This window comes from Mycobacterium sp. OTB74 (assembly GCF_029892685.1).
Classification (GTDB): domain Bacteria; phylum Actinomycetota; class Actinomycetes; order Mycobacteriales; family Mycobacteriaceae; genus Mycobacterium.
This window is the reverse complement of the sequence record NZ_JARXVD010000002.1, coordinates 426,787-451,056: the sequence shown is the minus strand read 5'-3', so window position 1 is coordinate 451,056 and position 24,270 is coordinate 426,787. Positions and strand designations below refer to the sequence as shown.

Here is a 24,270-nt window from a genome sequence, read left to right as displayed (position 1 = left end):
GCACGGGCTACCAGGGGTTTCGGGGATATCGACTGAATCGTTTTAGTGAGAGATCGGACACTATCCCGATTCCCCACGCGTATCTCACTCACGTTAACCTCTATTTAGGTTATGCCGCCGATCGCGATCAGGAGAATTTGATGACCTCAGCGACCATTCCCGGTCTGGACAGCGCGCCGACGAAACATGCGGGGCTGCTCGCCTGGGTTCGCGAAGTTGCGGAGCTGACACAACCTGATCGGGTGATGTTCGCCGATGGTTCGGCCGAGGAGTACGACCGCCTGGCCGCGCAGCTCGTCGAGGCCGGCACCTTCCAGGAGCTGAACGAAGAGAAGCAGCCGAATTCCTATCTGGCACTGTCGGATCCGTCCGACGTCGCGCGTGTCGAGTCGCGCACCTACATCTGCTCCGGGCGTGAAGAGGACGCCGGTCCGACCAACAACTGGATGGACCCGGCGCAGATGCGCGGCATCATGACCGACCTCTACCGCGGCTCCATGCGCGGCCGCACCATGTGGGTGGTCCCGTTCTGCATGGGCCCGCTGGACGCCGAGGATCCCAAGCTGGGCGTGGAGATCACCGACTCGGAGTACGTCGTCGTCTCCATGCGCACCATGACCCGCATGGGACAGGCCGCGCTGGACAAGATCGGCGATGACGGCTTCTTCGTCAAGGCGCTGCACTCGATCGGTGCGCCCTTGGAGCCGGGCCAGGCGGACGTCCCGTGGCCGTGCAACGCCACCAAGTACATCACCCACTTCCCGGAGACCCGCGAGATCTGGAGCTTCGGCTCGGGCTACGGCGGCAACGCCCTACTGGGCAAGAAGTGCTACTCGCTGCGCATCGCCTCGGCCATGGCCCACGACGAGGGCTGGCTCGCCGAGCACATGTTGATCCTCAAGCTGATCTCTCCGGAGAACAAGGCCTACTTCGTCGCCGCGGCGTTCCCGTCGGCGTGCGGTAAGACCAACCTGGCGATGCTGCAGCCCACCATCCCGGGCTGGCGCGCCGAGACCGTCGGTGACGACATCGCCTGGATGCGGTTCGGCAAGGACGGCCGGCTCTACGCCGTCAACCCCGAGTTCGGCTTCTTCGGCGTTGCCCCCGGCACCAACTGGGACTCCAACCCGAACGCGATGAAGACCATCGCCGCCGGCAACACCGTCTTCACCAACGTCGCCAAGACCGACGACAACGACGTCTGGTGGGAGGGCCTGGAAGGCGAGCCCGATCACCTGATCGACTGGAAGGGCCAGGACTGGGTCCTGCGCGAGACGGAAACCAAAGCGGCGCACCCGAATTCGCGGTACTGCACGCCCATCTCGCAGTGCCCCACGCTGGCCCCCGAGTGGGACGACCCGCAGGGTGTGCCGATATCGGCCATCCTGTTCGGCGGCCGTCGTAAGACCACCGTCCCGCTGATCACCGAAGCCCGCGACTGGCAGCACGGTGTGTTCATCGGCGCCACTCTGGGCTCCGAGCAGACCGCCGCTGCTGAGGGCAAGGTCGGCACCGTGCGCCGCGACCCCATGGCCATGCTGCCGTTCCTGGGTTACCACGTGGGCGACTACTTCCAGCACTGGATCAACATCGGCAAGAACGCCGACGAGTCCAAGATGCCGAAGATCTTCTTCGTCAACTGGTTCCGCCGTGGCGACGACGGCCGCTTCCTGTGGCCGGGCTTTGGCGAGAACAGCCGGGTGCTCAAGTGGGCCATCGAGCGCATCGAGCACCAGGCCGAGGGCAAGAGCACCCCGATCGGCATCGTGCCGACCGCGGAAGACCTGGACCTGTCGGGTCTGGATGTGGACGCCGCTGACGTCAACGAGGCGCTCGCCGTCAACGCCGAGGAATGGCGCAATGAGGTGCCGCTGATCCAGGAGTGGTTCGAGTTCGTCGGCGAGAAGCTGCCCACCGGCATCAAGGACGAGTTCGACGCGCTCAAGCACCGCTTGGCTGAGCAGAACTAACTCTGCAGAAAAGGCGCCCCAACCCGCACGGGTTGGGGCGCTTTAGCGTTGGGGGTCAGGACAGTTGGCGGTCAGACAGTGGTGGTCACCCCGACGTAAGACAGCACGACGTCACTCTCATCGGTCTGCCGTGTCAACACCGCGTACGAGCGGATGAACGATTGGCCGACGCAGCCGTCGATTTTGACGTGGAAATTGCTGATCATGATCCACGGAGCGGCGCTCTTGAATTCCTTTTTGTCGACAGGGACCACGACCACGATTCCCGGTTTCAGGCCCACCGTGATGACCCCGTTCACCGGCGTGGCGATCAGCGGCAGGATGGCGGTCGGCAACGCGCCGAGCGGCCCGGAAATGCCGACCGAAGGCGTGACGCCCGTGCTGCCCGCCATCGTCACACCGTTTGAGGTGCTCATATCGATGCCGCAGCCGATTTCGTAACCGACTTCGAGTACGCCTCGCGGCTCCTCGGGCCCGACCAGCGATGCGGTGAAGGTGCCGCTGGCGAGGTACTCGCGAGACGAGACTGCGGTGGTCAAGGGCGCCACCGGCACCTGCGACTCGTCTTTGGCGCCGACTGTCAGGGTCCAGCCGTCGGGTGTTTTCACGGTGGCCGGGGCTCCGGAGGCCACTTTTCCGTCGGGAGCGGCGTCGGGCGGCGTGGGGGCATTAGCAGGATCGGCGGTGGTGGGCTCGGCGACTGCCGACGGTGCCGCCGCTGCGGCGACAACAACGCACATGGCGAAGACCACAGCACGGCGGAAAAGCACGAATACCGGCTTCACGGCGCATACCGTAGTGGGCCGGGAGGTCCTCGGATGGCCGACGTGGTGCGACCAAATCCAGGTTGTTTTGTATTCGTGATCGATATGCGACTTCGACACGCAAGGGTTGGGCGGCATATCCTGGATAAGAGGTAGCGAAAGACATAGCGAGGCACGAAGAAGCGGTGATGGAACGTCGTCGGTGGATTTTCAGGTTGTTCGCCAGCGCGCTGGGTGCGCTGGGGATGACCTGTGCCGTCGGTATCGCCCACGCGCAGCCGGCTCCCTCGCTGCCGGTGGCCCCGTCCATCATCGATCAGTTGGTCACCTCGACGCCCGCTATCTCGACAAATCCCCACGATGCCGGTGTGGCTGTGTCGAAATGGGGAGGCGTCGGAATGGTCTGTCAGAATCTAACCGTCCAATGCCGGTGAGCTGAGCGCCGACTGTCATCTTGACCAGGCGCGTCTTGCCCTGGGAGGTCGATGATGATCGGGCTGGGGTTGTTCGGGCTTTGGCTGGTGCTTGCAGCAGTGGCACTGGTGTCGACGCTGGTGGCCGTCGGGGTCATCTGGCTGGCGAATCGAATCCTCGGCGATAGGGCGCGTGGGGAGATCAACTCATCGCTGGATCCTTTCATCACCATCGTCGCGCTGGTATATGGCGCCTTGCTCGGATTCACCGTTGTCGTTGCGTGGGAACAGTTTTCGTCGGCCGAGACGAATGTCGGTAATGAGGCGTCGACCCTGACGACGATGTATCGACAGACCGTCGGTATGCCGCAATCGGAGCAAGCGAACCTGCGCAAACTGCTCCGGGACTACGCGGTCGCGGTCAAAGACCGGGAATGGTCCGAATCGGGGGGCGTGGCGAGTGAGGCTGCCCGCGGGGCGATCGACGAGATGTACCGGGTACTCGGTAGCCACCAAGGCGAGTCCAGTGCCGCCAGCCAAGAATTTCAGAGCCAGCTGACCGTACTGGCGTCGGCCCGCAATGAGCGGATTCTCGATGCCCAGCCTCGGGTGCCGTGGTTGTTATGGTTCGGCCTCATCTTCGGCGGTGTCGTACTTGTCGGGCTCACCGGGTTTTTGCAGCTGCCCAGCGTTCGCGGGCACGTCGGGTTGACCGGCGTGGTCGCCGTTCTATTGGGCTTGCTGCTGTTCATCGTCTACACCCTCGACCACCCGTTCGGCAGTCAGATCGGCGTTACGTCCGTGCCATTCGAGCGGGCGCAGGCGGCATTCGATGCCATTGACCGCGGCAGGTAGAAATCACTCGTGAAACACCCGCATCAGCGCCGTGAATTTGCTATGTGCAATCGAATCTAGAATTTTGGGTAGTCGAACTCTAATTTCAGGGCCATTGACCAGCAAATTCAGGGCACTGTGCCGCATCGATTCGAAGCAACTCGAAGTTGCTGAATGTCGAGAATGGCATTACCCTCGACGTCAGCGAAGGGGAGTAGTTCCTCCCGCGGTCATGTACCGCGGTTGCGGATGGTCGACACACTGGCGGCAATGTAGCTGCCCGGTCATCCACCGGGTATCGCCCGGCGAGCGAGACCTTCGGCCGGCACACCGTTGTCGGTCCGAGTCTCGTCGCACATAAATCCCGACAAGGTCCGGACCGCCCAACCGAAGGACCTCGACGTGACCAACGCCTTGCAGACTCGCCCCACCGGGCGGCTCGCCAGGTCGCTGCTGCTGACCGTGCTCTTCATTACCCCGGCCGTCGTGCTGCGCGTCTCCGGTATTCACCCCGACCCGGTTATCGCTCTGCTGGTTTTCGGCGCCGCCGTCGTCGCTGCGAGCTTCGTGCTGGCCTGGGCCGCCGAGTCCGCGCAGATCGATGTGTCGGGCGGCTTGGCCATTGCGGTGCTGGCCCTGATCGCGGTGCTGCCCGAGTACGCCGTCGACCTCTACTACGCCTACGTCGCCGGCCATAACGCCGAGTACGTGCAGTACGCCGCGGCCAATATGACCGGCTCAAACCGGCTGCTCATGGGTATCGGCTGGCCGGTTGTGGTGATCGTGGGCCTGTACGTCGCCCAGAAGACGTCCGCGGCCAGGGATGGGGTCAGCAAATCGGTGCTGCCGCTGGAACCCGGCAACCGGATTGAGCTCGGCTTCCTGTTCATCGCCGGCCTGGTGGCCTTCATCATCCCCGCCACCGGCCGCATCCACTTGGTCCTCGGCGTCGCGATGCTCGCCTGGTTTGGCTTCTACCTCTACAAGCTGACTCGCGGCGAGCCGGAGGAGCCGGACTTGGTTGGCACCGCCGCCGCTATCGGCGAGTTGCCGGACCGTGCCCGTCGCATCACCGTCGTGACCATGTTCGTGGTTGCCGGCGTGGTGATCCTGATGTGCGCCAAGCCATTCGCCGACAGCCTTGTCACCGCAGGTTCGCAACTGGGCGTCGACCGCTTCCTGTTGGTGCAGTGGCTGGCACCGCTGGCCTCGGAGGCTCCCGAGTTCATCATCGCGATCATCTTCGCCACGCGCGGCAACAGCACTGCGGCCATCGGCACCCTGATCGCGTCGAAGGTGAACCAGTGGACGCTGTTGGTGGGCTCGCTGCCTATCGCGTACCGGATCGGTGGCGGCAGCGGTCCGCTGCTTCTCGATGCCCGCCAGATCGAAGAGGTCTTGCTGACGGCAACCCAGACCATGATGGGTGTCGCGCTGATCCTGGCGCTGCGGTTCCACCGCAACACCGCGTGGGCGCTGCTGGCACTGTTCGTGATCCAGTTCCCGGTCACTTCGACGACGGGCCGACTGGTTCTGTGCGCCGTCTACGCGACGTTCGCCGTGGTCGGCTTGATCATCAACCGGCAGCACATCCTTGCGACGCTGCGTGCACCATTCGTCGACGCTGATGACGACGTTGAGTTGCCCGACAGCGATCGCGAGTTGTCCGCCGTCCGGAAGTGATCCAGATCACTTGACACGTGTCAAGTGACGCACCGTAGAGTTCACGCATGCAGATTCGCGACCACGTAGGTTCCGGCAAACCAGCTGTCATCTTGTACCCGTCTGGCACAGTGGTGACGTTCGACGAGTTGGAAGCCCGCGCGAATCAGCTGGCGCATCATTTCCGCGCGCACGGCTTGGTGGAAGGCGACGCGGTCGCCATCCTGATGGAGAACAACGAGCACATGCACGCGGTCATGTGGGCGGCGCGGCGCAGCGGGCTCTATTACGTGCCCATCAACGTGCACCTCACCGCGGCCGAAGCGGCGTACATCATTGACAACTGCGGCGCCAAGGCGATCATCGGCTCGGCCGCACTACGGCAGACCTGCGCGGGACTGGCCGAGCACGTCACCCTGCCCGAGCTGCTGCTGATCGCAGCCAAGGATTCTTCCGGCGATCTGGACGGCTGGGCGCGCTACCCGGAATGTGTTGCCGACCAACCGGTTACGCCCATCGCTGACGAGATCGAAGGCGACCTGCTGCAGTACTCCTCGGGCACCACCGGGCGGCCCAAGGGCATCAAACGTCAACTGCCGCGCGTACCACCGGCTGAGGCGCCCGGTCTGATGAAGATGCTGGTCAGCTTCTGGATGACGCCCGAATCGGTCTACCTCAGCCCAGCGCCGCTGTACCACACAGCGCCGTCGGTGTGGTCCATGCAAGCTCAGGCCGAGGGCATCACCACCGTCGTGATGGAGAAGTTCGACGCCGAAGGCTGTCTGGATGCCATTGCGAAGCACGGCGTCACGCACGGCCAGTTCGTCCCGGTGATGTTCACTCGCATGCTGAAACTTCCTCAGGCCGTGCGTGATTCATACGATCTGTCGACGCTGCAACGGGTCATGCACGCCGCCGCGCCGTGTCCGGTCGAGATCAAGAAGCAGATGATCGACTGGTGGGGCCCGATCGTCGACGAGTACTACGCCTCATCCGAGGCCATCGGGTCCACCTTGATCACTGCCGAAGACTGGTTGAAGCATCCGGGTTCGGTGGGTAAGGCGATGCTGGGCAACATCCACATCCTAGACGAGAACGGAAAGGAAGTGCCCACCGGGGAGGCCGGCGAGATCTATTTCGAAGGCGCCAACACCTTCGAGTACCTCAATGATCCGGGCAAGACGGCGTCGTCGCGCGACGAGCACGGCTGGATGACGGTGGGGGACATCGGTTATGTCGACGACGAGGGTTATCTGTACCTCACCGATCGGCGCCACCACATGATCATCAGCGGCGGGGTGAACATCTACCCGCAGGAAGCCGAGAACATGCTGGTCACCCACCCGCGGGTGATGGACGCCGCGGTGTTCGGCATCCCCGATGCCGAGATGGGGCAGGCGGTCAAGGGCGTCGTGCAGACCGTCAACCCCGACGACGCCACCGACCTGTTCGGCGACGAGCTGTTGGCCTGGCTACGAGATCGCTTGGCGCACTACAAGTGTCCGCGGAGCCTCTCGTTCGAGCCGCAGTTGCCGCGCACCGACACCGGCAAGTTGTACAAGCAGTCGTTGATCGACAAATATTCGTGAGCCTTGTCGAACTGCCCGCCGGCATCCTAGTTTCACTCGAAAAGCCTTGCGACGAGGCGGCATTCACGCTGACCGAGATGCAGTCAGCGGACCGTCGCGCGGTGACGGTGCCCGATGCCGCCGCGGCGCTGCAGGCCATCGAACAGCGGGTGACACGCTGGCCGCAGACCTCCGCGGTGTGCGATGACGTACTGCGGGCGCTGGACCCACAGGCCCCGGCGTTCGCCGGGGTGATCACCGAGTCACTGGCCTACTCGACGTTGCAGTCCGGCCCGGAGTTCGCGCGATGGCTTGCCGAGCGCGGACCCGCCACCGTTCCGGTCATCGCTGATCCGGTGCTTTCCCGCCGCGAAGGCGACGTGCTGCATGTGGCCTTCAATCGGCCGCAGCGGCACAACGCCTTTACCACCGATGCCCGAGCTGCGTTGCTCGAGGGTCTGGAGGTGGCGCGGTTGGACCCGTCGGTGACCGGTCTGGTGCTGACCGGTAATGGCCGATCATTCTGCAGCGGAGGCGATCTCGCCGAGTTCGGCTCCTTCGACGATCCGGCGTCGGCGCACCTGGCCCGGACTCGGTACAGCCCGGCGCTGGTGCTCGATGAGATCACCCGGCGGCTCGGGACGGCGTGTCGGGCGGTGGTGCACGGGCAGGTGCTGGGCAGCGGGCTAGAGATGGCGGCTTACTGCGGGCACGTCAGCGCCCGCCCCGATGCGGTGCTGGGGCTGCCGGAGTTGGCGTTGGGGTTGATACCCGGAGCCGGCGGCACTGTCAGCATCACCCGGCGGATAGGCCGTTGGCGTATGGCCTATCTGGTGCTTTCCGGAGAGACGCTGGATGCGGAGACAGCTCTCCAGTGGGGTCTGGTCGACGCTATTTCCTCGTGATTTCGTCGGGTTCTGTCACGCTCAGAGAGACGGTGCGCGCCGAAATCGCACTGGGCGTTGTCAGAATGCACGTATGGTCGGGCAGGTGGACGAAGCGGTGCGGGACTGGGCGGCCAGCGGACTGGCTGCGCTGACCGGCTCGCCGGACGGCCCGCCCGACGTCAGTCGGGCGGCGGTCCTGGCCGAAGCGCGCGGCGTCACCGACAGACTGCGGACACTCACGGGGGTCTCAGCGGATGCCGCCCAACTGCTGGCCGGGCGAGCCGGGTTGCTGGGGCTGACCAGACGTGGCCAGATCAGTGCCGGCGGGGCCACCCGCCTGCTGCCAGGGCATGACGGCTGGTTTGCGCTGACCCTGTCCCGGCCCGACGACATCGACGCCGTCCCGGCATTGATCGAGGATGACGCGCTCGACCCGTGGGGTGCGATAGAAAGCTGGGCTGCCGCCCGCGATGTTGCCGCAATTGCCGACCGGGCTCGGCTGCTGGGGCTACCGGTCGGGGTGCTCGGCGAGACCCCCGCTGCAGCACCGGTGCGGCGGCGCGTGGGGAAGTCAACGGCATTCACCGGCTACTCGGGACTACTGGTGGCGGATCTGTCTTCGATGTGGGCCGGTCCGTTGTGTGGGCAGCTGCTGGCTCGGGCCGGTGCCACCGTCGTCAAGGTGGAGAGCGCGACTCGGCCCGATGGCACTCGCCAGGGCGATCAGCGCTTCTTCGACTGGATGAATTCTGGAAAGTATTGCTATTCAGCAGATTTCGATAACCCGACGGAATTGCGCGAGCTGCTGACCGCTGCTGACGTGGTGATCGAGTCGTCCCGCCCTGGGGCCTTGAGGCAACGCGGCTTGGGGCCGGACGACGTGCCGGGCCGCGACGGACGGGTGTGGCTGCGCGTTATGGCGCACGGCAGCGGAGGCGAACGGGCCAACTGGGTGGGCTTCGGCGACGACGCTGCGGTGGCGGGCGGTTTGGTGGGCTCGGTGCAGACCGGGCAACCGGTCTTTTGCGCAGACGCTATCGCCGACCCGCTCACCGGACTGCACGCCGTGGTGGCGGTCGCCGAATCATTGCAACGCGGCGGGGCCGAAGTGGTCGAGGTGTCGATGGCGGCCACGGCCGCGGCCTACGCGGCACTCCCGGTCGTAGATCAGGTGGACTGCGCCGCAGTCGATTTCTTGCCGCCTGCGCCAGCGCTGCCTTCGCCGCCGGCCCACGGTCTCGGTGCCGACAACCCCGTGGTATCGCTCCTGATCCGGGAAAGGAGCTGTACCTCATGCTGATTCAGCGTGCTGCCCTGTTCGATGGGCGCGTGGTGGATATTCGATTCGACCACCGAATCGACGAGGTCGCCGAGCGACTCGAGCCGCGGGCGGGCGAGCAGGTGCTCGACGCTGCCGGGGGTACCGTCATGCCAGGTCTGCATGATCACCACGTGCACCTGCGTTCTGCCGCAGCCGCATTGAGCTCGATTAAAGTCAGCCCCGGCGAGGTGCGTAGCCGCGATGGTCTGCGTGCGGCGCTGGCCCGGGCAGCAGTCGGCGAGGACGGCTGGATTCGTGCGGTGGGCTACCACGAGGCCGTGGCGGGCCCGCTGGATCGGGCGGTGCTGGATGATATTTCGCCCAATGTTCCGGTCAGAGTGCAACACCGCAGTGGTGTGCTGTGGACCCTGAATTCGGCCGGCTTATCCGCGGTGGGTCTGCCCGACCATCCCGACGGGCGGCTGCGCAGCGCCGACCATGGTTGGTCGGACACCTTGCGGCGCAGGGAAACCGGGCTGGCAGAGATCAGTCGGAAGCTAGCGGCATTCGGGGTAACCGGCGTCACGGATGCGACGCCGGACCTGACCGTCAACGATGTGGTCGTTTTCACCGAGGCCGGTCGGCACGGCGAGCTGCTGCAGCGGGTGGATGTGCTGGCGCCGGGCAAGCGCATCCTGCATGACGACGACCTGGACCTCGGCGCGTTGACCGAGTGGATTGCTTCACGCCATGCTCAGGGCGGAATTGTTGCGCTGCACTGTGTTACCGCCATGCAGCTGATCGTCGCCCTCGGTGCGTTGCGCGATGCCGGGCCGCGCCCCGGTGACCGGATCGAACACGGTGCCATTATCCCCGAGGACTGCCTGGACGACCTCAGGGAACTCGGCGTCACGGTGGTGACCCAGCCGAACTTCGTCGCTGAGCGGGGTGATCAGTACTTGATTGACGTCCCGGAGCACGAACACGATCAGCTGTGGCGGGTCGATTCGCTCTGTAAGGCACAGATACCCGTTGCGTTATCCACCGATATGCCATTCGGCGACCCCGATCCGTGGGCCGTCATGCGGGCCGCGGTGAACCGGACCACGGCGTCGGGCCGGGTCCTCGGCGCCGCCGAACGTATCGACGCGGCAACGGCTTTGGTCATGTTTCACGGCTGCTATGAGCAGCCGACGAGGCCGCGCACCGTCGCAGTGGGCGCTCCGGCCGACCTGTGTGTGCTGGCCGCACCGCCGGATGACGTGCTCGGCGCGCTGGACGGCGGGCTGGTCGCGGCAACTATGGTCGAAGGTCGCGTGGTGTACGAAAAGCCATGAGCGACTTGCAAATGAGCGACCTGGGTAGTGATCCCCAGGCGGTATTGCAGTTGGTCAGATTCTTCGATGAGCTGGCCGCGTCCAACGAAAGTACCGAGGCCGTCCTGCGGGCGGCCCAGCAGGTGGCGGGGTGCCCGGTTCGCTGGGATGGCGGCGCTGAGGTGACCGTGGTTCGGGAGGGCCCGGAGCATCCGCTCGACGGTGTGCTTCGGGATCGCTTGCGGCACACGCTCGAGGCGGTGCGCGGCGGGATGACGCCACGACTGGGTGACCCCGCGTTGGTCGAGGTGGTGCTGTCGGGCCGGGAGCGTGTCGAGGACCGGGCGCGGGCCATCCGGCTGCTCGGGCTGGATGAGGCTCGGGAGGTGCGGGTGCTCGCGATATCGGCGCCGTCACCACCAGAAGCGTTGCGGGCCATAGCCGCTGTGCTAGCCGGGCATTCTCTGCGGTCGGCCGAACTCGGCGCTGCGACAGCGGTGCTGTGTCAGGGGCCTGGCGAGACCCGCGCGTTGTCCGACGACTTGGACCAGATGATCGTGACGACCTTCCCGGCGCCGCTGCCGACGGGTGCGGATCGCGGACCCTGGGTAGGCATCGGCGCGGCGGGCAACGTGTTCTCCGCACCGGACTCCTGGGCGCAGGCGTTGCGCGCCTTGCAATTTGCTTCGTCCACCGGATTCGGGCGGCGAGCAGTGGCCTTTGAACGGCTGAGCGCGCTGGAGCTGTTGGCGGAGTTGCCGCCGGATACAGCATTGCGAAATCCGGTGTTGCAGAAGCTGAATGCGATTGCCTCGACTCCGTCCGGCAAGTTGCAGGTGGAAACGGCTGAGGCGTTCTGCGTGTTCGGATCACTACGGCGCACCGCCGAGGAACTGCACCTGCATCACAGCACCGTGGCCGCCAGGCTGGCCAGGGTCGAAGCCGAACTCGGCTGGGACCTGGACGATCCGCTGGACAGGTTCTCCGCGACGCTGGTCCTGATGGTCCGGCGAATCGCGTTGTCATCTGCCGAGTTGACGGCCGCATCCGACGTGCGGGATGCCAGTCCGGTCAAACCCGACGATCGTCGGATCAGATCGTCGGAGTCCCCGACGGATGTCGGATGACCCGGAGTGCCCGCCTTCGTAATGATGACCACAGCAGCCTGAACATCCCCAGGCTCAGTCCCAGCTTCAAGGAGTTATCCGCATGGCCATCATCGACCCCACCCGGACCTGGGTTCCCGTGGAGGAGCGCCTCGCCGTCACCACCAACGAGCGGCATCGTCAAGTGCTCAGCGTCGTCCTCGAGCACATGAAGGCCGAAGCCGAGCCCGATATGGATCGCCTGATGGCCACGTTGGCTCCGAACCCGGACTACCACTTCTGGTACGCCAACATGGACATGGGCCCCAAGACCACCGAAGGCGTGCGGGCGTACTACGAGGCATTCGTGGCCAGTGGCGCCAACCACCTCGTTTTCGAGATCGATCGCCTTGCCGTCGACGATGATCTGGTGATGACGGAAGGCTGGATGAAGATGATCTACCCGGGCGCGGCCGCTCAGGCGATCGGCGTCGAGGTCGACGACCCGAACGGCGACTACCTGCTGCTGTTCCGTCAGCTCATCAACTGGCCGATCGACGCCGATGGTCTGATCCTGGGTGAGGACGCCTACCAGACCGGCCCGGTCAGCGTGACCAAGCTGAGCCATGAGGACCTGCCGCAGAAATACATCGACCAGAAGAACAGTGCTGCCGCCGAAGCCAATGCCTGACCCTCGCGACGACATCGCCTCACTGCTGCTGGACCGACTCGGCGACGAGCGGCTGGGCTTGCGCACCCGGGACCAGGACTGGACGTGGGACGAGGTGGTCCGCGAGTCGGCTGCCCGCGGTGTGCTGGCCGCAGAGCTGCGGGCGGACGGTCCCTTCCACATCGGTGTGATGCTGGACAACGTGCCCGACTTCATCTTCTGGCTCGGCGGTGCCGCGTTGGCCGGAGCGACCATCGTCGGCATCAACCCGACCCGTGGTCCGGAGGAGCTGGCCGGTGAGATCAGACACGCCGACTGCCAGCTGATCGTCACCGATTCTGCTGGGCGGCAACGGCTTTCCGAACTGGACCTCGGCCTGGCCCCGGACCGATTCCTGGTCATCGACGACCCCGCCTACCAAGACGCGATTTGTGCACGAAAAGGTGCACCGAGCGCGGAAAATCGTGCACAAATCACGGCAGCGGACGGGGTTGGCCCAGACTCGCTGTTCCTGCTCCTGTTCACCTCGGGCACCACCGGGGCGTCCAAGGCCGTCAAGTGCAGCCAGGGCCGGTTGGCCTGGGTGGCCTACGCGGCGGTGGACAAGTACGGGCACGTTCGCGACGACGTCGACTACTGCTGCATGCCGCTGTTCCACGGCAACGCCATCATGGCGCTCTGGGCGCCGGCGCTGGCGGTCGGAGCCACCGTCTGCCTCACCCCGACGTTCAGCGCGTCGGGTTTCCTGCCCGACGTCCGGTATTTCGGGGCGACGTTCTTCACCTACGTCGGCAAGGCACTGGGCTACCTGATGGCAACCCCGGAGTTGCCGGACGACGCCGACAACCAAGTCAACCGCGGCTTTGGCACCGAGGCCTCACCTGAGGACCAGGTGCAGTTCCGCCGCCGGTTCGGCGCTGAACTTTACGAGGGATACGGCTCCAGCGAGGGCGGCGGCGCGGTGGCACTGGACCCCAGCCAACCGCCCGGAGCGCTGGGCCGGCCGGCGCATCCCGGGGTGGCGATCGTCAACCCGGAGACGTTGCAGGACTGTGCCGCAGCGGTTCTCGATGAACATGGCCGGCTGCTGAACCCTGACGATGCGGTCGGCGAGATCATCGACCGGCTCGGCACCAAGAAGTTCGAGGGCTACTACAAGAACGAAGCCGCCGACGCCGACCGGATCCGCAACGGCTGGTACTGGACCGGCGACCTGGGCTACCTGGATGCCGATGGCTTCATCTACTTCGCCGGACGACGCGGCGACTGGATTCGGGTGGACGGCGAGAACACCTCGGCGCTGGCCATCGAGCGGGTCCTGCGCCGTCACCCCGACGTGATCGCGGCCGGCGTCTACGCGGTGCCGGACCCGCGTTCGGGCGATCAGGTGATGGCCGCCATCGAGGTGGCTGACCCGGCCGCGTTCGATCCCGAGCAGTTCGCCAAGTATCTGCGCAGCCAGGATGACCTGGGCCGCAAGGGCACGCCAAGGTTCCTGCGGGTATCGGGCAGTCTGCCGGTGACCGGCTCCAACAAGGTGCTCAAGCGGGAGTTGCAGGCGCAGCGCTGGCACACCGGCGAATCGGTGTACCGCTGGGTGGGCCGGGGTATTCCGGAGTACGACACCATGACAGACGATGCCAAGCGCGTGCTGGACAACGAGTTCGCGCACTACGGACGGCAGCGGTATCTCTAGCACCAAGTAGGAGTTCAGACATGGAGTGGGACGCACAGTACGACGTGCTGGTGGCCGGGTCCGGTGGTGGCGGAGTCACCGGAGCCTACACCGCGGCGCGTGAGGGACTGGAGGTGCTGCTGGTCGAGGCGACGGACAAGTTCGGCGGTACCACCGCCTACTCCGGTGGCGGCGGGGTGTGGTTCCCGTGCAATCCGGTCCTGCAGCGGGCCGGGACTGACGACACCATCGACGACGCGTTGGAGTACTACCACGCCGTCGTCGGCGACCGTACGCCCCGCGAACTGCAGGACACCTACGTCCGCGGTGGTGCTCCGCTGATCGAGTACCTGGAAGCCGACCCGAACCTCAAGTTCGACATGCTGCCCTGGCCGGACTACTTCGGCAAGGCGCCCAAGGCCCGCCAGGACGGCCAGCGGCACATCGCCGCTCGGCCGCTCAAGGTGGAGAAGGCTCCCGAATTTCGCGAATTGGTGCGTGGTCCACTGGATTCCGACCGGCTCGGAGCCGAACAGCCCGGCGACTACTACATCGGCGGCCGGGCGCTGATCGCCCGGTTTCTCAAGGCGCTGCAGCAATACCCGGCAGCTACAACCGAACTCAACACGGCATTGGTCGAATTGATCACTGAGGGCGGCCGCGTAGTCGGTGCCATCGTCGAGACCGACGGACAACGCCGGGCCATCAAGGCCCGCAAGGGTGTGCTGCTGGCGGCCGGCGGTTTCGAGTGCAACGACGCATTGCGGCAGAAGTACGGTGTGCCGGGTGAATCCCGAGACACCATGGGGCCCTGGGGAAATCTGGGGCAGGCTCACGAGGCCGGGATCGCCGCCGGTGCCGACACCGACCTGATGGAGCAGGCGTGGTGGTCACCCGGCTTGACCCATCCGGACGGCCGCAGCGCGTTCGCGCTGTGCTTCACCGGCGGAATCTTCGTCGACCAGGACGGCAAGCGGTTTGTCAACGAGTCTGCGGCCTACGACCGGATCGGCCGGATCGTAGTGGACCGGATGGCAAGCGGCGCAATAACATTGCCGTTCTGGATGATCTACGACGACCGTGAGGGTGAGGTACCTCCCGTCAAGGCCACCAACGTCTCCATGGTGGAAACCGAGAAGTACGTCGATGCCGGGCTCTGGCACACCGCCGACACACTTGAGGAACTGGCCGGCAAGATCGGCGCGCCCGCCGAACAATTGCTCGCCACGGTCGCCCAGTTCAACGAATATGCCGACGCCCAACAAGATCCGGACTTCGACCGCGGGGGCGAGGCCTACGACCGGGCATTCTCGGGCGGCGCCTGCCCGATGGTCCGGATCGACAAGGCCCCATTCCACGCCGCCAAGTTCGGTATCTCCGATCTGGGCACCAAGGGCGGGCTGCGGACCAACACCACCGGCAATGTGCTGGACACCGACGGCAACCGGATCCCCGGGCTGTACGCCGCGGGCAACACCATGGCCGCGCCCAGCGGGTACGCGTACCCGGGCGGCGGCAATCCGATCGGCACCAGCATGCTGTTCAGCCACTTGGCGGTCCGCGACATGCTAGAGAGCTAGAGAGAGCAATGAGCGCTCGCGCGAAGAACAGAGGACTGGAGCCATGACCGAAACCGAGGTCCGCGTAATCGACTCGGGCACCGCAATGACGCGGTTCGCCCGGGGTTGGCACTGCATCGGCCTGGCCGAGACGTTCCGGGACGGCAAGCCTCATTCCATCGAGGCATTCGGCACCAAGTTGGTGGTGTTCGCCGACTCGAACGGTGAGCTCAAGGTGCTCGACGGTTACTGCCGGCACATGGGCGGCGATCTGTCGCAGGGCACCATCAAGGGCGACGAGGTCGCCTGCCCGTTCCATGACTGGCGCTGGGGCGGTGACGGCAAGTGCAAGCTGGTGCCGTACGCCAAGCGCACTCCGCGGCTGGCCCGCACCCGGGCCTGGCAGACCACTGAGGTCAACGGCCAGCTGCTGATCTGGAACGATCCGGAGGGCTCGACACCCGGCCCGGAGCTGACGCCGCCCACCATCGAGGGCTACCTCGAAGGGAAATGGTCTCCGTGGCAGTGGAATTCGATCCTGATCGAAGGGTCACACTGTCGCGAGATCGTCGACAACAACGTCGACATGGCGCACTTCTTCTACATCCACCACGCCTACCCGACGTTCTTCAAGAACGTCATCGAGGGCCACACCGCCAGCCAGTTCATGGAGTCCAAGCCGCGACCGGACTACATGGCCGACCCGGACAACGTCTGGGACGGGACATATTTGCGTTCTGAGGCAACGTATTTCGGCCCGGCCTACATGATCAACTGGCTGCACAACGATCTTGGCCCGGACTTCACCGTCGAGGTGGCGTTGATCAACTGCCACTACCCGGTGAGCCACAATTCCTTTGTGCTGCAATGGGGTGTCGCTGTGCAGGAGATGCCGGGCCTGCCGGTGGACAAGGCGGGCCGTCTGGCCGCGGCGATGAACCGGTCCTTCAGTGAAGGTTTCATGGAGGACGTCGAAATCTGGAAGCACAAGACCCGCATTGACAATCCGTTGCTCACCGAGGAAGACGGTGCGGTGTATCAGCATCGACGGTGGTACGAGCAGTTCTACGTCGATGCCGCCGACGTCACCGAGGACATGACGGCACGCTTCGAGTTGGAAGTCGACACCAAACACGCTTTCGGCTTGTGGAAAGAAGAAGTGGACCGCAACCTCGCCGAGCGGGCGCGCTGATCGATACGCAGCGACGAGGGCCGGGTGCGCAATGGCGCGTACTCGGCCCTCACCTTTTCGGCGAAGTTGGTCCAGCTAGTCCCGGCGGTAGGCGGCGCGGATCGCGTCGGCCAGGGTCCAGAACGAGAGCCCCAGCAGCGGAACATCTTTCAACAGGAATTCGCCCACCATAGAGATGGCGGGGAAGCCGCCTCCAGCGGGTTCCCCGATACCCGGGGTGCTGAACAGGAAGCTGATGGTGTTCAGGAACAACAGGATTGACATCAGGCTGCCCAGGATCGAGATCTTCGGGGCGAACGGCTTGACGGCCAGTAGTACCGCCGCCGTGACCTCGAAGAAGCCCAGCAGTGTCGAGAACGTACGGACAGAGAAGACGTCGTAGAGCCAGCCCATCAGCGGTGCGTGCGCAACCAGGGGCTGAATCTGGTGGGCTTCGAAGTTCATGAACTTCAATGCGCCGATCCAGCCGATGACGGCCACCAAGCCGTAACGACCCAGCACCGCGGCGATGGTATCGATGACGGGGAGCTTGGCCACTACCGCGGCGGTGCGGTTGGTTTGAATGGTCACAGTGCGGTCCTTCCGGGTTCGGGGTTGTCCTGCACCGGAGATCAACGCCGCTGTACCAGGGGTAATCCGTTGTGCCATCGATGTATCCGATGGCACCCAAAAGGTAGGGCGATAGCTCGTGTGTTGCCGGAGACGGCGACGGTATTTCAGGTGCCGCCGAAGCCGGCCACGAAGGTAGCGATGTCGCGGCGGTGCGACTGCGCCGGCCACACCGCCCAGGTCCGCCGGATCAGCGGATGGCCGGCGAGCGGTTGCCATTTGACTGTGTCCGGAATCGGCTGAGACCAGTCGGGCGGCGCCAGGGCGAAGGCCCCGCCCGCGGCGACAGCGGCGATCTTGACGTCGGCGATCGCGGCTGTCACGGTCTGCTCGGCGAGCCCCGGCTGCACGCCGTGGCTGCGGAAGATGGCGATGATCTCGTCGTACCAGGCGGGGCTGCCGGACCGGGGGAAACCCACCCAGTCCAGCCCCGCCAGGGCATCGAGCCGGATCCCGTCGGGGCTGGCGCAGGAGGCGGCGATCTGTGGCGACACCAGGACCCCGAGTTGTTCGCGCGCAACGAGATACGCGTCCAGCTCAGCCCCCACCGGATGTTCGCGGACCAGACCCACGTCCAGTTCGCTGCGGCTCAGCGCCTCGAATTGCGCGGTGGTGGACAGGTGCCGCGGCAGCACGCGAATGTCCGGGTGTGCGGCGGTCAGTGCAGCCAGCGGGGCTGTCAGTAGGTCGGTCGGGAGCTCGATGGGCACGCCGAGGCGTAATGCGGTGTCCGGCGATCCGGTGTGTCGTGCCAGCGCAGCCACAGCCTGGTCGTGCCGGGCCAGCACGGCGCGAGCCTCGGTGATCAGTGTCAGGCCTGCCTCGGTGGGTATGACGCCCGAACTCTGCCGGGTCAGCAGTTGCACGCCGAGTTGGCGTTCCAGACCGGCGATCGCCTGCGACAGGGCGGGCTGACTGATATGCAGCCGCCGGGCCGCGGCCGAGAAACCACCCTCTTCGGAGACGGCCAGGAAGGCACGTAACTCGCGGAGTTCCACTGGGAGAGTATGGCGCGTCAGTGCTGGCTGTGGTTGGAGTGGGATTTGTCGTTCTGCGTGTTGGGGTGGGTGCCCGGGTCGGTGTGCTGGCTGCGATCCTGCAGCTTGTGCGACGTGTGCGACGAACTGGTGGTGTCGGCCTGACTGGTTGAACTGCGGTTCTGCGCCACGCTGACGGCGGGTGCGGCGAGGGTGTCCTTGGGCGCGGGCGGCACGGCTGTCGCGGTTTTGGTCGGCGTCGTTGACGCGGTCGGCGTGTTCAGTGTTTTCGCGGTGAGGGCCTTGGGGGCGAGCGGCTTGAGAGCGGGGGTCGTTGCCGTGGCGAGGGTCTTTCCGGCGACAGCGGCTGCCGGGCTGGTGGTGCTGATCGGCTTTGTCGGGGTGGCTGCTGCGGGTAGCTGGATTCCGATGTCGGCCAGCGCCGCGGTGACGCCCTGGACGGCGGCTTGGGACAGGTTCGTCAGCACGGTTAGCGGGTTGACGTTCGGGAACAGCCCGGCGGGCGTGACCACGTCGGCGTACCCGTTGCCGTAACCCAGATCGACCAGGACCTTGAGCACCGGTTGGACCAGGTCGATCACCGGCTTGGGCACTCCGATCTGGATCAGCGGATCCAGCAGCGGCAGGGTGGTCGTGGGAATCAGGTAGTACGAGGTGTTCCCGGTGTATCCCGGTGAGGTGGGGAGCTTCTGGGCGGTGGCCAGCTGCGCTGAGGTGAGACCCGGGTAGGTTCCGTGCACGTAGAAGTAGCCGAGGAATGCGTTCAGGTCGGCGAGCAGGTTGAGCGGGTACTGCGGAGCGTCGCTGATGCCGTCGTACTGCAGGGTGTAGACGGCGGTGGCGTAGGGCGAGTCAGGCGGGGTCGCCGGGCTGAAGGACACATCGAGTATGGGGATGTAGAAGCCGGGGAAGCGGGTCAGCAGCCCGCCGTTCGGATTGTTGGGGTCGCCGACGAGGACGAACGACAGCTGAGTCGGATTGGGTTGTTGGTTGGCCGGCAGGGTGGCCAGGTGGTTCATTTCCATGGTGACGATCTCGGCACTCTGCGAGTAGCCGAAGACCGCCACGCTGTTGCCGGAAGCGAACTGGCTGGCCATCGCGTTCTGCAGGTCGATCAGACCGGCGGCCACCGACTGGTTCTCGGTCATGTCGGTCGGTCCGGTCGCCGGCCAGAACTGTTCGGGGGTGTACAAGCTCGTCCCGGTGTAGGTGGGGTTGGCCGGGCTGAACTTCGGGAAATTAGGTGCGATGTACACCGAGTCCACGTTCGACACGTAGCCGGCATCCGGTACGGGGTCCCAGGTGCCACCCATGATCAATGCGGTGTAGGCCGCCAATTGGACGACGGCGTGAGTGGCACATGTCAGCACCAGAACAAGGCAGCCGACAATAGCTGCGGACACCACACCGTACGAACGCACCATCGCCTACACCCCGGCCTTGACCAGTGATCTTGAACTCGTCGCCGAGAAGAGTGTAGGCCGGTGCGGGGGTCAATGGGACGTTGCTAGCCATCCGAAGGCAGGAATTTCTGATCGATCACGGTCTGCAGCGCGCGCTGGAACGACGTGGTGGTGTCGACCTCGCCGGCGAAGCCGGCCTGCCGCAGCTTGACCGTGCTGACGAAGCCCGTCGGTCCCGCGGGTGCGCCGTAGGCGAAGGCAAAGTCCGCGTGTTGATCTCCAGCACCGACCAGTTCCGCCAATGTCGGCTTGCGCAAACCGTTTTCGGCGGCGAGCTTCTCCCAGGAGGCAGGACGACTTGAAGGTCTGCTTCTAGGCGCCAGAAGGAATGCTTACCGGGTGCCCGTCAACTGACAGCGGCGGAGGCAAACGCGCTGCGTAGGAACTGGACCTGGTTGGCGAAGAATGACCGCGCTACCTGCGTTTTGGCAGCGATGCCGTCGAATCCGTGGTACGCACCCGGCACCACTTCGAGCTCACATGGCACACCTGCGGCCCGTAGCCGCTCGGCGTACCGGACGTCCTCATCGTGGAACAGATCCAGGGTGCCGACACCGACCCAGGCCGGCGGCAGGCCGGACAGATCGGCACGCCGGGCGGGGACGGCTACGTCGGGGTTGGCATTACCGAGGTAGGCGCTCCAGCCGAAGCCGTTGGCTTTCTGGGTCCACAGGCGATGGAGGGGGTGGTCCATGCCCGGTGCGGTGGCTGAGCGGTCGTCGAGCATCGGGTACACCAAAAGCTGTGCCAACAAAGGAATCTCACCGCGATCGAGAGCCAACTGTGCCAGTGCTGCAGACAGGCCGCCGCCGGCGCTGGCACCGCCGATGGCCATCTGCGCCGGGTTCACGCCGGGCAGTGCGGCCAGCCAGCGCAGCGCCTCGTAGCAGTCTTCCAACGCAGACGGGTACGGATGCTCCGGTGCCAGCCGGTACTTCACCGCGGCGACGGTGATCCCGAGTTCGCTTGCGAACCGCCGGCACGGTACGTCGTCCTGCGCCGGACTGCCGCCGATGTACCCGCCCCCGTGAATCCACAACAGTGCGCCGCCGCGGTCGGAGCCGGCCGGCGGCCGGTGCAGCCGCACGCCGACCCCGGAGGTCAGCGTCAGTGCCTCGACACCATCGGGGGTCTTGCGGTCCATCAATGACGTCAAAGCGCGGACGACCCGCAGCGTGGCCGGGGTGAAAGTGCGGCGCGGCAGGAACCGGGCGGCTTTTTCCAGCTCAGGATGGAAGGCGAGGGCATCTGCTTGACGAGGCACGTCAACGACGATACTGGCCATCGCTTCGGCCGTGGGGTCCCCGGCGGGTTTTCCTGCGTGCGCGGGGTCATGGGTGTTCACTGAATCGCCATGACGACGACACCCAGTTCGTTTGCGCCCGGCCTGACCGCCGAGGACCAGGGCTACCACCACACCCTCAAGCCGCGTCAGCTGCAGATGATCGCAATCGGCGGCGCGATCGGAACCGGGCTGTTTCTGGGTGCCGGTGGCCGACTGCAGAACGCCGGACCTGGCTTGTTCCTCGTCTACGCAGTCTGCGGTCTGTTCGTGTTCTTCATCCTGCGGGCTCTCGGTGAGCTGCTACTGCACCGGCCGTCGTCAAGCTCCACAAATGGGCCGCTTTGTGCGAATAAAACCCGCCATTTCGTCGATCTCGGCACCGTGCCGAGCAACTGTGCCCGCCGATGAATATGGGCGTGTGACACTTAGCCGATGGAGCTGATGTCCCCGACCGACGCGATGTTCCTGGTCGGTGAATCCCGCGAGCACCCGATGCACGTCGCGGGTCTGCAGCTGTACACCCCACCGGACGGCGCTGGGCCCGAATTCGTACTCGACGTTTACCAGGACATGTTGTCCCACAAGAATTTTCAGCCGGCGTACCGCAAACATCCGGCGGCCATATTTGGCGGCATCACCAACTTCGCGTGGACCTACGACGACGATGTCGACACTGATTACCACCTTCGCCGCTCTGCGCTACCGACACCGGGTCGGGTTCGTGAACTGTTCGCGCTCGCCGGGCGCCTGCATACCAGCCTGCTGGACCGGCACCGCCCGTTGTGGGAGACGCACATCATCGAGGGCCTGGCCGACGGCAGGTTCGCGGTGTACGCCAAGTTCCACCACGCGTTGATCGACGGCATCTCGGCGCAGCGTCTGGCGCAGCGCTCACTGTCCGAGGACCCGAATGACACAGAGCTGCGAGTTCCGTGGGATCTGCCGCACCGCAAGCGAATACGACCGGACTCGTCGCTGCGTCGCTCGCTCACCGATGCGATCAGCGCGGTCGGCGGGTTTGCCCCCTCGACGCTGAAGATCGCCCGGGCAGCCTTACTGGAGCAGCAACTGACGCTGCCGTTCCGCGCACCCAAGACGATGTTCAACGTCAAGATCGGCGGTGCGCGTCGGGTCGCCGGGCAGTCCTGGCCGTTGGAGCGGGTCAAGGACATCAAGAATGCAGCCGGTGTCACCGTCAACGACGTGGTGCTGGCGATGTGTGCCGGTGCATTGCGGGCTTACCTGCTGGAGCAGAATTCACTCCCCGACACCCCACTGATAGCCATGGTGCCGGTGAGCCTCCGTGCCAAGGGCGACACCGATTCCGGGGGCAACCAGGTGGGCACCGTTCTGTGCAACCTGGCAACCCACGTCGCCGACCCGGCCGAGCGTCTCAAGCAGGTCAACGAGTCGATGAGCGGCAACAAGAAGCTATTCGCCGAGTTGCCCAAGCTTGAGGGAATGGCGTTGTCGGCGTTGATGATTGCCCCGCTGGGGCTGGCCGCGGTGCCCGGGTTCGTAGCCGCCACGCCGCCGCCGTTCAACATCGTCATCTCCAACGTGCCCGGGCCACGCGCACCGCTGTACATGAAGGGTGCGCGGCTGGACGGGAACTACCCGCTGTCCATTGCGCTCGACGGGTTGGCGCTGAACATCACGATGTCCAACAACGCCGACAATCTCGACTTCGGCCTGGTGGGCTGTCGGCACAGTGTGCCGCGCTTGCAGAGACTGTTGGGTCATCTGGAAGATGCGCTGACGGACTTGGAGCGTGCTATCCGCTAGGCCCCTCCGTTTGGGTGGGCAGGTCAGCCGGGCATGGTAGGCACGGTGACGGGCGGCAACCCGGGAATTTGGATGACCTGCTGCGGCAATCCGCCCGGCGGCCCGTTCAGGACCTGGGTGGTCGGTGACTGCGCAGGATTTTGCACAGGTGCGGGCGCGGTGGTCGCAGTGACCGGTGCGGTCGTCGTAGCAGGAGCAGTCGCGGTCGTCGCGGGCGCGGAAACCGTTGGTGCGGTGGTGGTTTCAGTGGTGGTGCGATGAGGAGCGGATGTGCTCGTCGTCGGGGTTGCAGTGGGCTCCTCGGTGAAACCGGGTGCGGTGGCGTGCGACTTCACGCTTCCGGTGACCGCTTCGGGGGTTTCAGGACCCAATGAGCATGACGCCTGGCGGCTGCCCGCCGCCCAGCTGGTCGGGGTGATCGCATGGTAGGTCACCTCCCAGCCCGTGGCCGACAACGTTTTTGGTGCCAGATACGCCTTGGCCAGCTGTGTGCACTGCTCACCTAATTCGGCCTGCTGGTCGGCATCCGACGGCGTACCAGCAAACCGCTCACCGAGATTCACCATGCCGACGACTTCGAGCGAGTGCGGTTCGGAGCAATCGACGGCAGCCGAGGTGGGCGAGTTGGTCTGCGGGTCGATGCCCAGGCAGGTGCCCGGCGGCCAGGTGCGTGACTGGTCCTGGCCTGCGATCTGCCCGCTGAACGGCACCGGCTTGCCGTCGGGCCCCAGGAGTTGCAGTCCGCACAACAACTTTCGGTCACCGCCGACCGAACCGCCCGATTCGCCGGCCTTTAACACTGCCGGGGTGAACCGGCTGTTCGGGTCGTAGTGCGGTCCCAGGTAGTGGCGCACCGCCAGTTCACACGGCTCCGGGTCGCTGCCGACGTCGACGGTCTTGACGACCTCGAACAGGTGCGGACCGGCGCACTGGACAAACGACGGGCGTTCGGGCGCATCGGGCGGCCACACCAGGCAACTTCCGCTGTGCGCATTGACGTACACCCCATTGGCCTGGCTATCAGGGGAGGCCGACGGGCGAGCTTCCTGGTTGGCGGCGAACAACGCGAACACGCCGCCGACAAACTCAGCGCAGAGCAGCAAAGCCAGCAGGCCCCGATGGGATGTCTTGGAGTTGTGCGGCTTTGCTGCGGGCTGCGGGCACTTGGCCCGCAGAGCTGCCACGGCGGCGTCAAGATCGCCGGCTGTGCCGGGATCGTCGAGCGGCGGCGTTTGCTCCGGGGCCACCGGTCTCAGCTGCGCTCGCTCGTCATA

The 24,270-nt window shown here is 65.4% G+C and carries 21 protein-coding genes and 1 pseudogene; 15 read left to right on the top strand and 7 right to left on the bottom strand.

Annotated elements, in window-relative coordinates:
• Positions 1 to 140: 140 nt before the first annotated feature.
• A complete protein-coding gene (locus M2432_RS05210; RefSeq protein ID WP_280825669.1) occupies positions 141 to 1,970 on the top strand; it encodes a phosphoenolpyruvate carboxykinase (GTP) in 1,830 nt (609 codons plus the stop codon).
• Between the two features lie 71 nt (positions 1,971 to 2,041).
• Here M2432_RS05210 and M2432_RS05205 read toward each other — a convergent pair whose 3' ends face one another.
• The gene (locus tag M2432_RS05205; RefSeq protein ID WP_280825767.1) at positions 2,042 to 2,740 is read right to left on the bottom strand and encodes an MspA family porin; all 699 of its coding nucleotides are present in this window, start codon (positions 2,738 to 2,740) and stop codon (positions 2,042 to 2,044) included.
• A gap of 182 nt (positions 2,741 to 2,922) precedes the next feature.
• Here M2432_RS05205 and M2432_RS05200 point away from each other — a divergent pair, with 182 nt between their 5' ends.
• The 12 genes from M2432_RS05200 to M2432_RS05145 all read left to right on the top strand — a co-directional run bounded on the left by M2432_RS05200 (position 2,923) and on the right by M2432_RS05145 (position 16,856).
• Positions 2,923 to 3,168 (top strand): hypothetical protein, encoded by a 246-nt coding sequence (locus tag M2432_RS05200; RefSeq protein WP_280825668.1) that lies wholly within the window; start codon positions 2,923 to 2,925, stop codon positions 3,166 to 3,168.
• Positions 3,169 to 3,222: 54 nt separating this feature from the next.
• A complete protein-coding gene (locus tag M2432_RS05195) occupies positions 3,223 to 4,002 on the top strand; it encodes a DUF4239 domain-containing protein (RefSeq protein WP_280825766.1) in 780 nt (259 codons plus the stop codon).
• Between the two features lie 381 nt (positions 4,003 to 4,383).
• Positions 4,384 to 5,664 (top strand): sodium:proton exchanger, encoded by a 1,281-nt coding sequence (locus M2432_RS05190; RefSeq protein WP_280825667.1) that lies wholly within the window; start codon positions 4,384 to 4,386, stop codon positions 5,662 to 5,664.
• A gap of 47 nt (positions 5,665 to 5,711) precedes the next feature.
• Positions 5,712 to 7,232, top strand: coding sequence for a fatty-acid--CoA ligase FadD4 (fadD4, locus tag M2432_RS05185; RefSeq protein WP_280825666.1), 1,521 nt, complete (start codon positions 5,712 to 5,714; stop codon positions 7,230 to 7,232).
• Positions 7,229 to 8,116 (top strand): enoyl-CoA hydratase/isomerase family protein, encoded by an 888-nt coding sequence (locus M2432_RS05180; protein WP_280825665.1) that lies wholly within the window; start codon positions 7,229 to 7,231, stop codon positions 8,114 to 8,116. The genes fadD4 and M2432_RS05180 overlap by 4 nt, the downstream gene beginning before the upstream one ends.
• Before the next feature lie 73 nt (positions 8,117 to 8,189).
• The gene (locus tag M2432_RS05175) at positions 8,190 to 9,398 is read left to right on the top strand and encodes a CoA transferase (protein WP_280825664.1); all 1,209 of its coding nucleotides are present in this window, start codon (positions 8,190 to 8,192) and stop codon (positions 9,396 to 9,398) included.
• The gene (locus tag M2432_RS05170) at positions 9,392 to 10,696 is read left to right on the top strand and encodes an amidohydrolase family protein (RefSeq protein ID WP_280825663.1); all 1,305 of its coding nucleotides are present in this window, start codon (positions 9,392 to 9,394) and stop codon (positions 10,694 to 10,696) included. The genes M2432_RS05175 and M2432_RS05170 overlap by 7 nt, the downstream gene beginning before the upstream one ends.
• The gene (locus tag M2432_RS05165) at positions 10,693 to 11,802 is read left to right on the top strand and encodes a helix-turn-helix domain-containing protein (RefSeq protein WP_280825662.1); all 1,110 of its coding nucleotides are present in this window, start codon (positions 10,693 to 10,695) and stop codon (positions 11,800 to 11,802) included. The genes M2432_RS05170 and M2432_RS05165 overlap by 4 nt, the downstream gene beginning before the upstream one ends.
• A gap of 82 nt (positions 11,803 to 11,884) precedes the next feature.
• On the top strand, positions 11,885 to 12,451 hold the full coding sequence (locus tag M2432_RS05160) for a nuclear transport factor 2 family protein (protein ID WP_280825661.1): 567 nt from the start codon (positions 11,885 to 11,887) through the stop codon (positions 12,449 to 12,451).
• Positions 12,444 to 14,126, top strand: coding sequence for an AMP-binding protein (locus tag M2432_RS05155; protein WP_280825660.1), 1,683 nt, complete (start codon positions 12,444 to 12,446; stop codon positions 14,124 to 14,126). Before M2432_RS05160 ends, M2432_RS05155 begins: the two co-directional genes overlap by 8 nt.
• Positions 14,127 to 14,146: 20 nt before the next feature.
• Positions 14,147 to 15,685 (top strand): FAD-binding protein, encoded by a 1,539-nt coding sequence (locus M2432_RS05150; protein ID WP_280825659.1) that lies wholly within the window; start codon positions 14,147 to 14,149, stop codon positions 15,683 to 15,685.
• A 43-nt stretch (positions 15,686 to 15,728) separates the two neighbouring features.
• The gene (locus M2432_RS05145) at positions 15,729 to 16,856 is read left to right on the top strand and encodes a Rieske 2Fe-2S domain-containing protein (protein ID WP_280825658.1); all 1,128 of its coding nucleotides are present in this window, start codon (positions 15,729 to 15,731) and stop codon (positions 16,854 to 16,856) included.
• Between the two features lie 75 nt (positions 16,857 to 16,931).
• On the opposite strand, the gene M2432_RS05140 is transcribed toward M2432_RS05145, so the two are convergent.
• The 5 genes from M2432_RS05140 to M2432_RS05120 all read right to left on the bottom strand — a co-directional run bounded on the left by M2432_RS05140 (position 16,932) and on the right by M2432_RS05120 (position 21,190).
• Positions 16,932 to 17,393 (bottom strand): DUF417 family protein, encoded by a 462-nt coding sequence (locus M2432_RS05140; RefSeq protein WP_280825765.1) that lies wholly within the window; start codon positions 17,391 to 17,393, stop codon positions 16,932 to 16,934.
• Between the two features lie 179 nt (positions 17,394 to 17,572).
• A complete protein-coding gene (locus M2432_RS05135; RefSeq protein ID WP_280825657.1) occupies positions 17,573 to 18,463 on the bottom strand; it encodes a LysR substrate-binding domain-containing protein in 891 nt (296 codons plus the stop codon).
• 17 nt (positions 18,464 to 18,480) lie between these two features.
• Positions 18,481 to 19,887 (bottom strand): PE-PPE domain-containing protein, encoded by a 1,407-nt coding sequence (locus M2432_RS05130; RefSeq protein ID WP_280825656.1) that lies wholly within the window; start codon positions 19,885 to 19,887, stop codon positions 18,481 to 18,483.
• Positions 19,888 to 19,970: 83 nt separating this feature from the next.
• Positions 19,971 to 20,183, bottom strand: coding sequence for a hypothetical protein (locus tag M2432_RS05125; RefSeq protein ID WP_280825655.1), 213 nt, complete (start codon positions 20,181 to 20,183; stop codon positions 19,971 to 19,973).
• A gap of 89 nt (positions 20,184 to 20,272) precedes the next feature.
• On the bottom strand, positions 20,273 to 21,190 hold the full coding sequence (locus M2432_RS05120) for an alpha/beta hydrolase (protein ID WP_280825654.1): 918 nt from the start codon (positions 21,188 to 21,190) through the stop codon (positions 20,273 to 20,275).
• A 90-nt stretch (positions 21,191 to 21,280) separates the two neighbouring features.
• Between M2432_RS05120 and M2432_RS05115 the strand changes: the two are divergent.
• Positions 21,281 to 21,532: pseudogene (locus tag M2432_RS05115) on the top strand (L-asparagine permease); the annotation flags it as partial.
• 111 nt (positions 21,533 to 21,643) lie between these two features.
• Positions 21,644 to 22,996, top strand: a complete 1,353-nt coding sequence (locus tag M2432_RS05110) for a wax ester/triacylglycerol synthase family O-acyltransferase (RefSeq protein ID WP_280825653.1) — start codon at positions 21,644 to 21,646, stop codon at positions 22,994 to 22,996.
• Positions 22,997 to 23,019: 23 nt separating this feature from the next.
• Here the strand turns inward: M2432_RS05110 and M2432_RS05105 are convergent, their stop codons facing one another.
• Positions 23,020 to 24,243: a septum formation family protein gene (locus M2432_RS05105; protein ID WP_280825652.1), complete on the bottom strand. Its 1,224-nt coding sequence runs from the start codon at positions 24,241 to 24,243 to the stop codon at positions 23,020 to 23,022.
• Between the last annotated feature and the right edge of the window lie 27 nt (positions 24,244 to 24,270).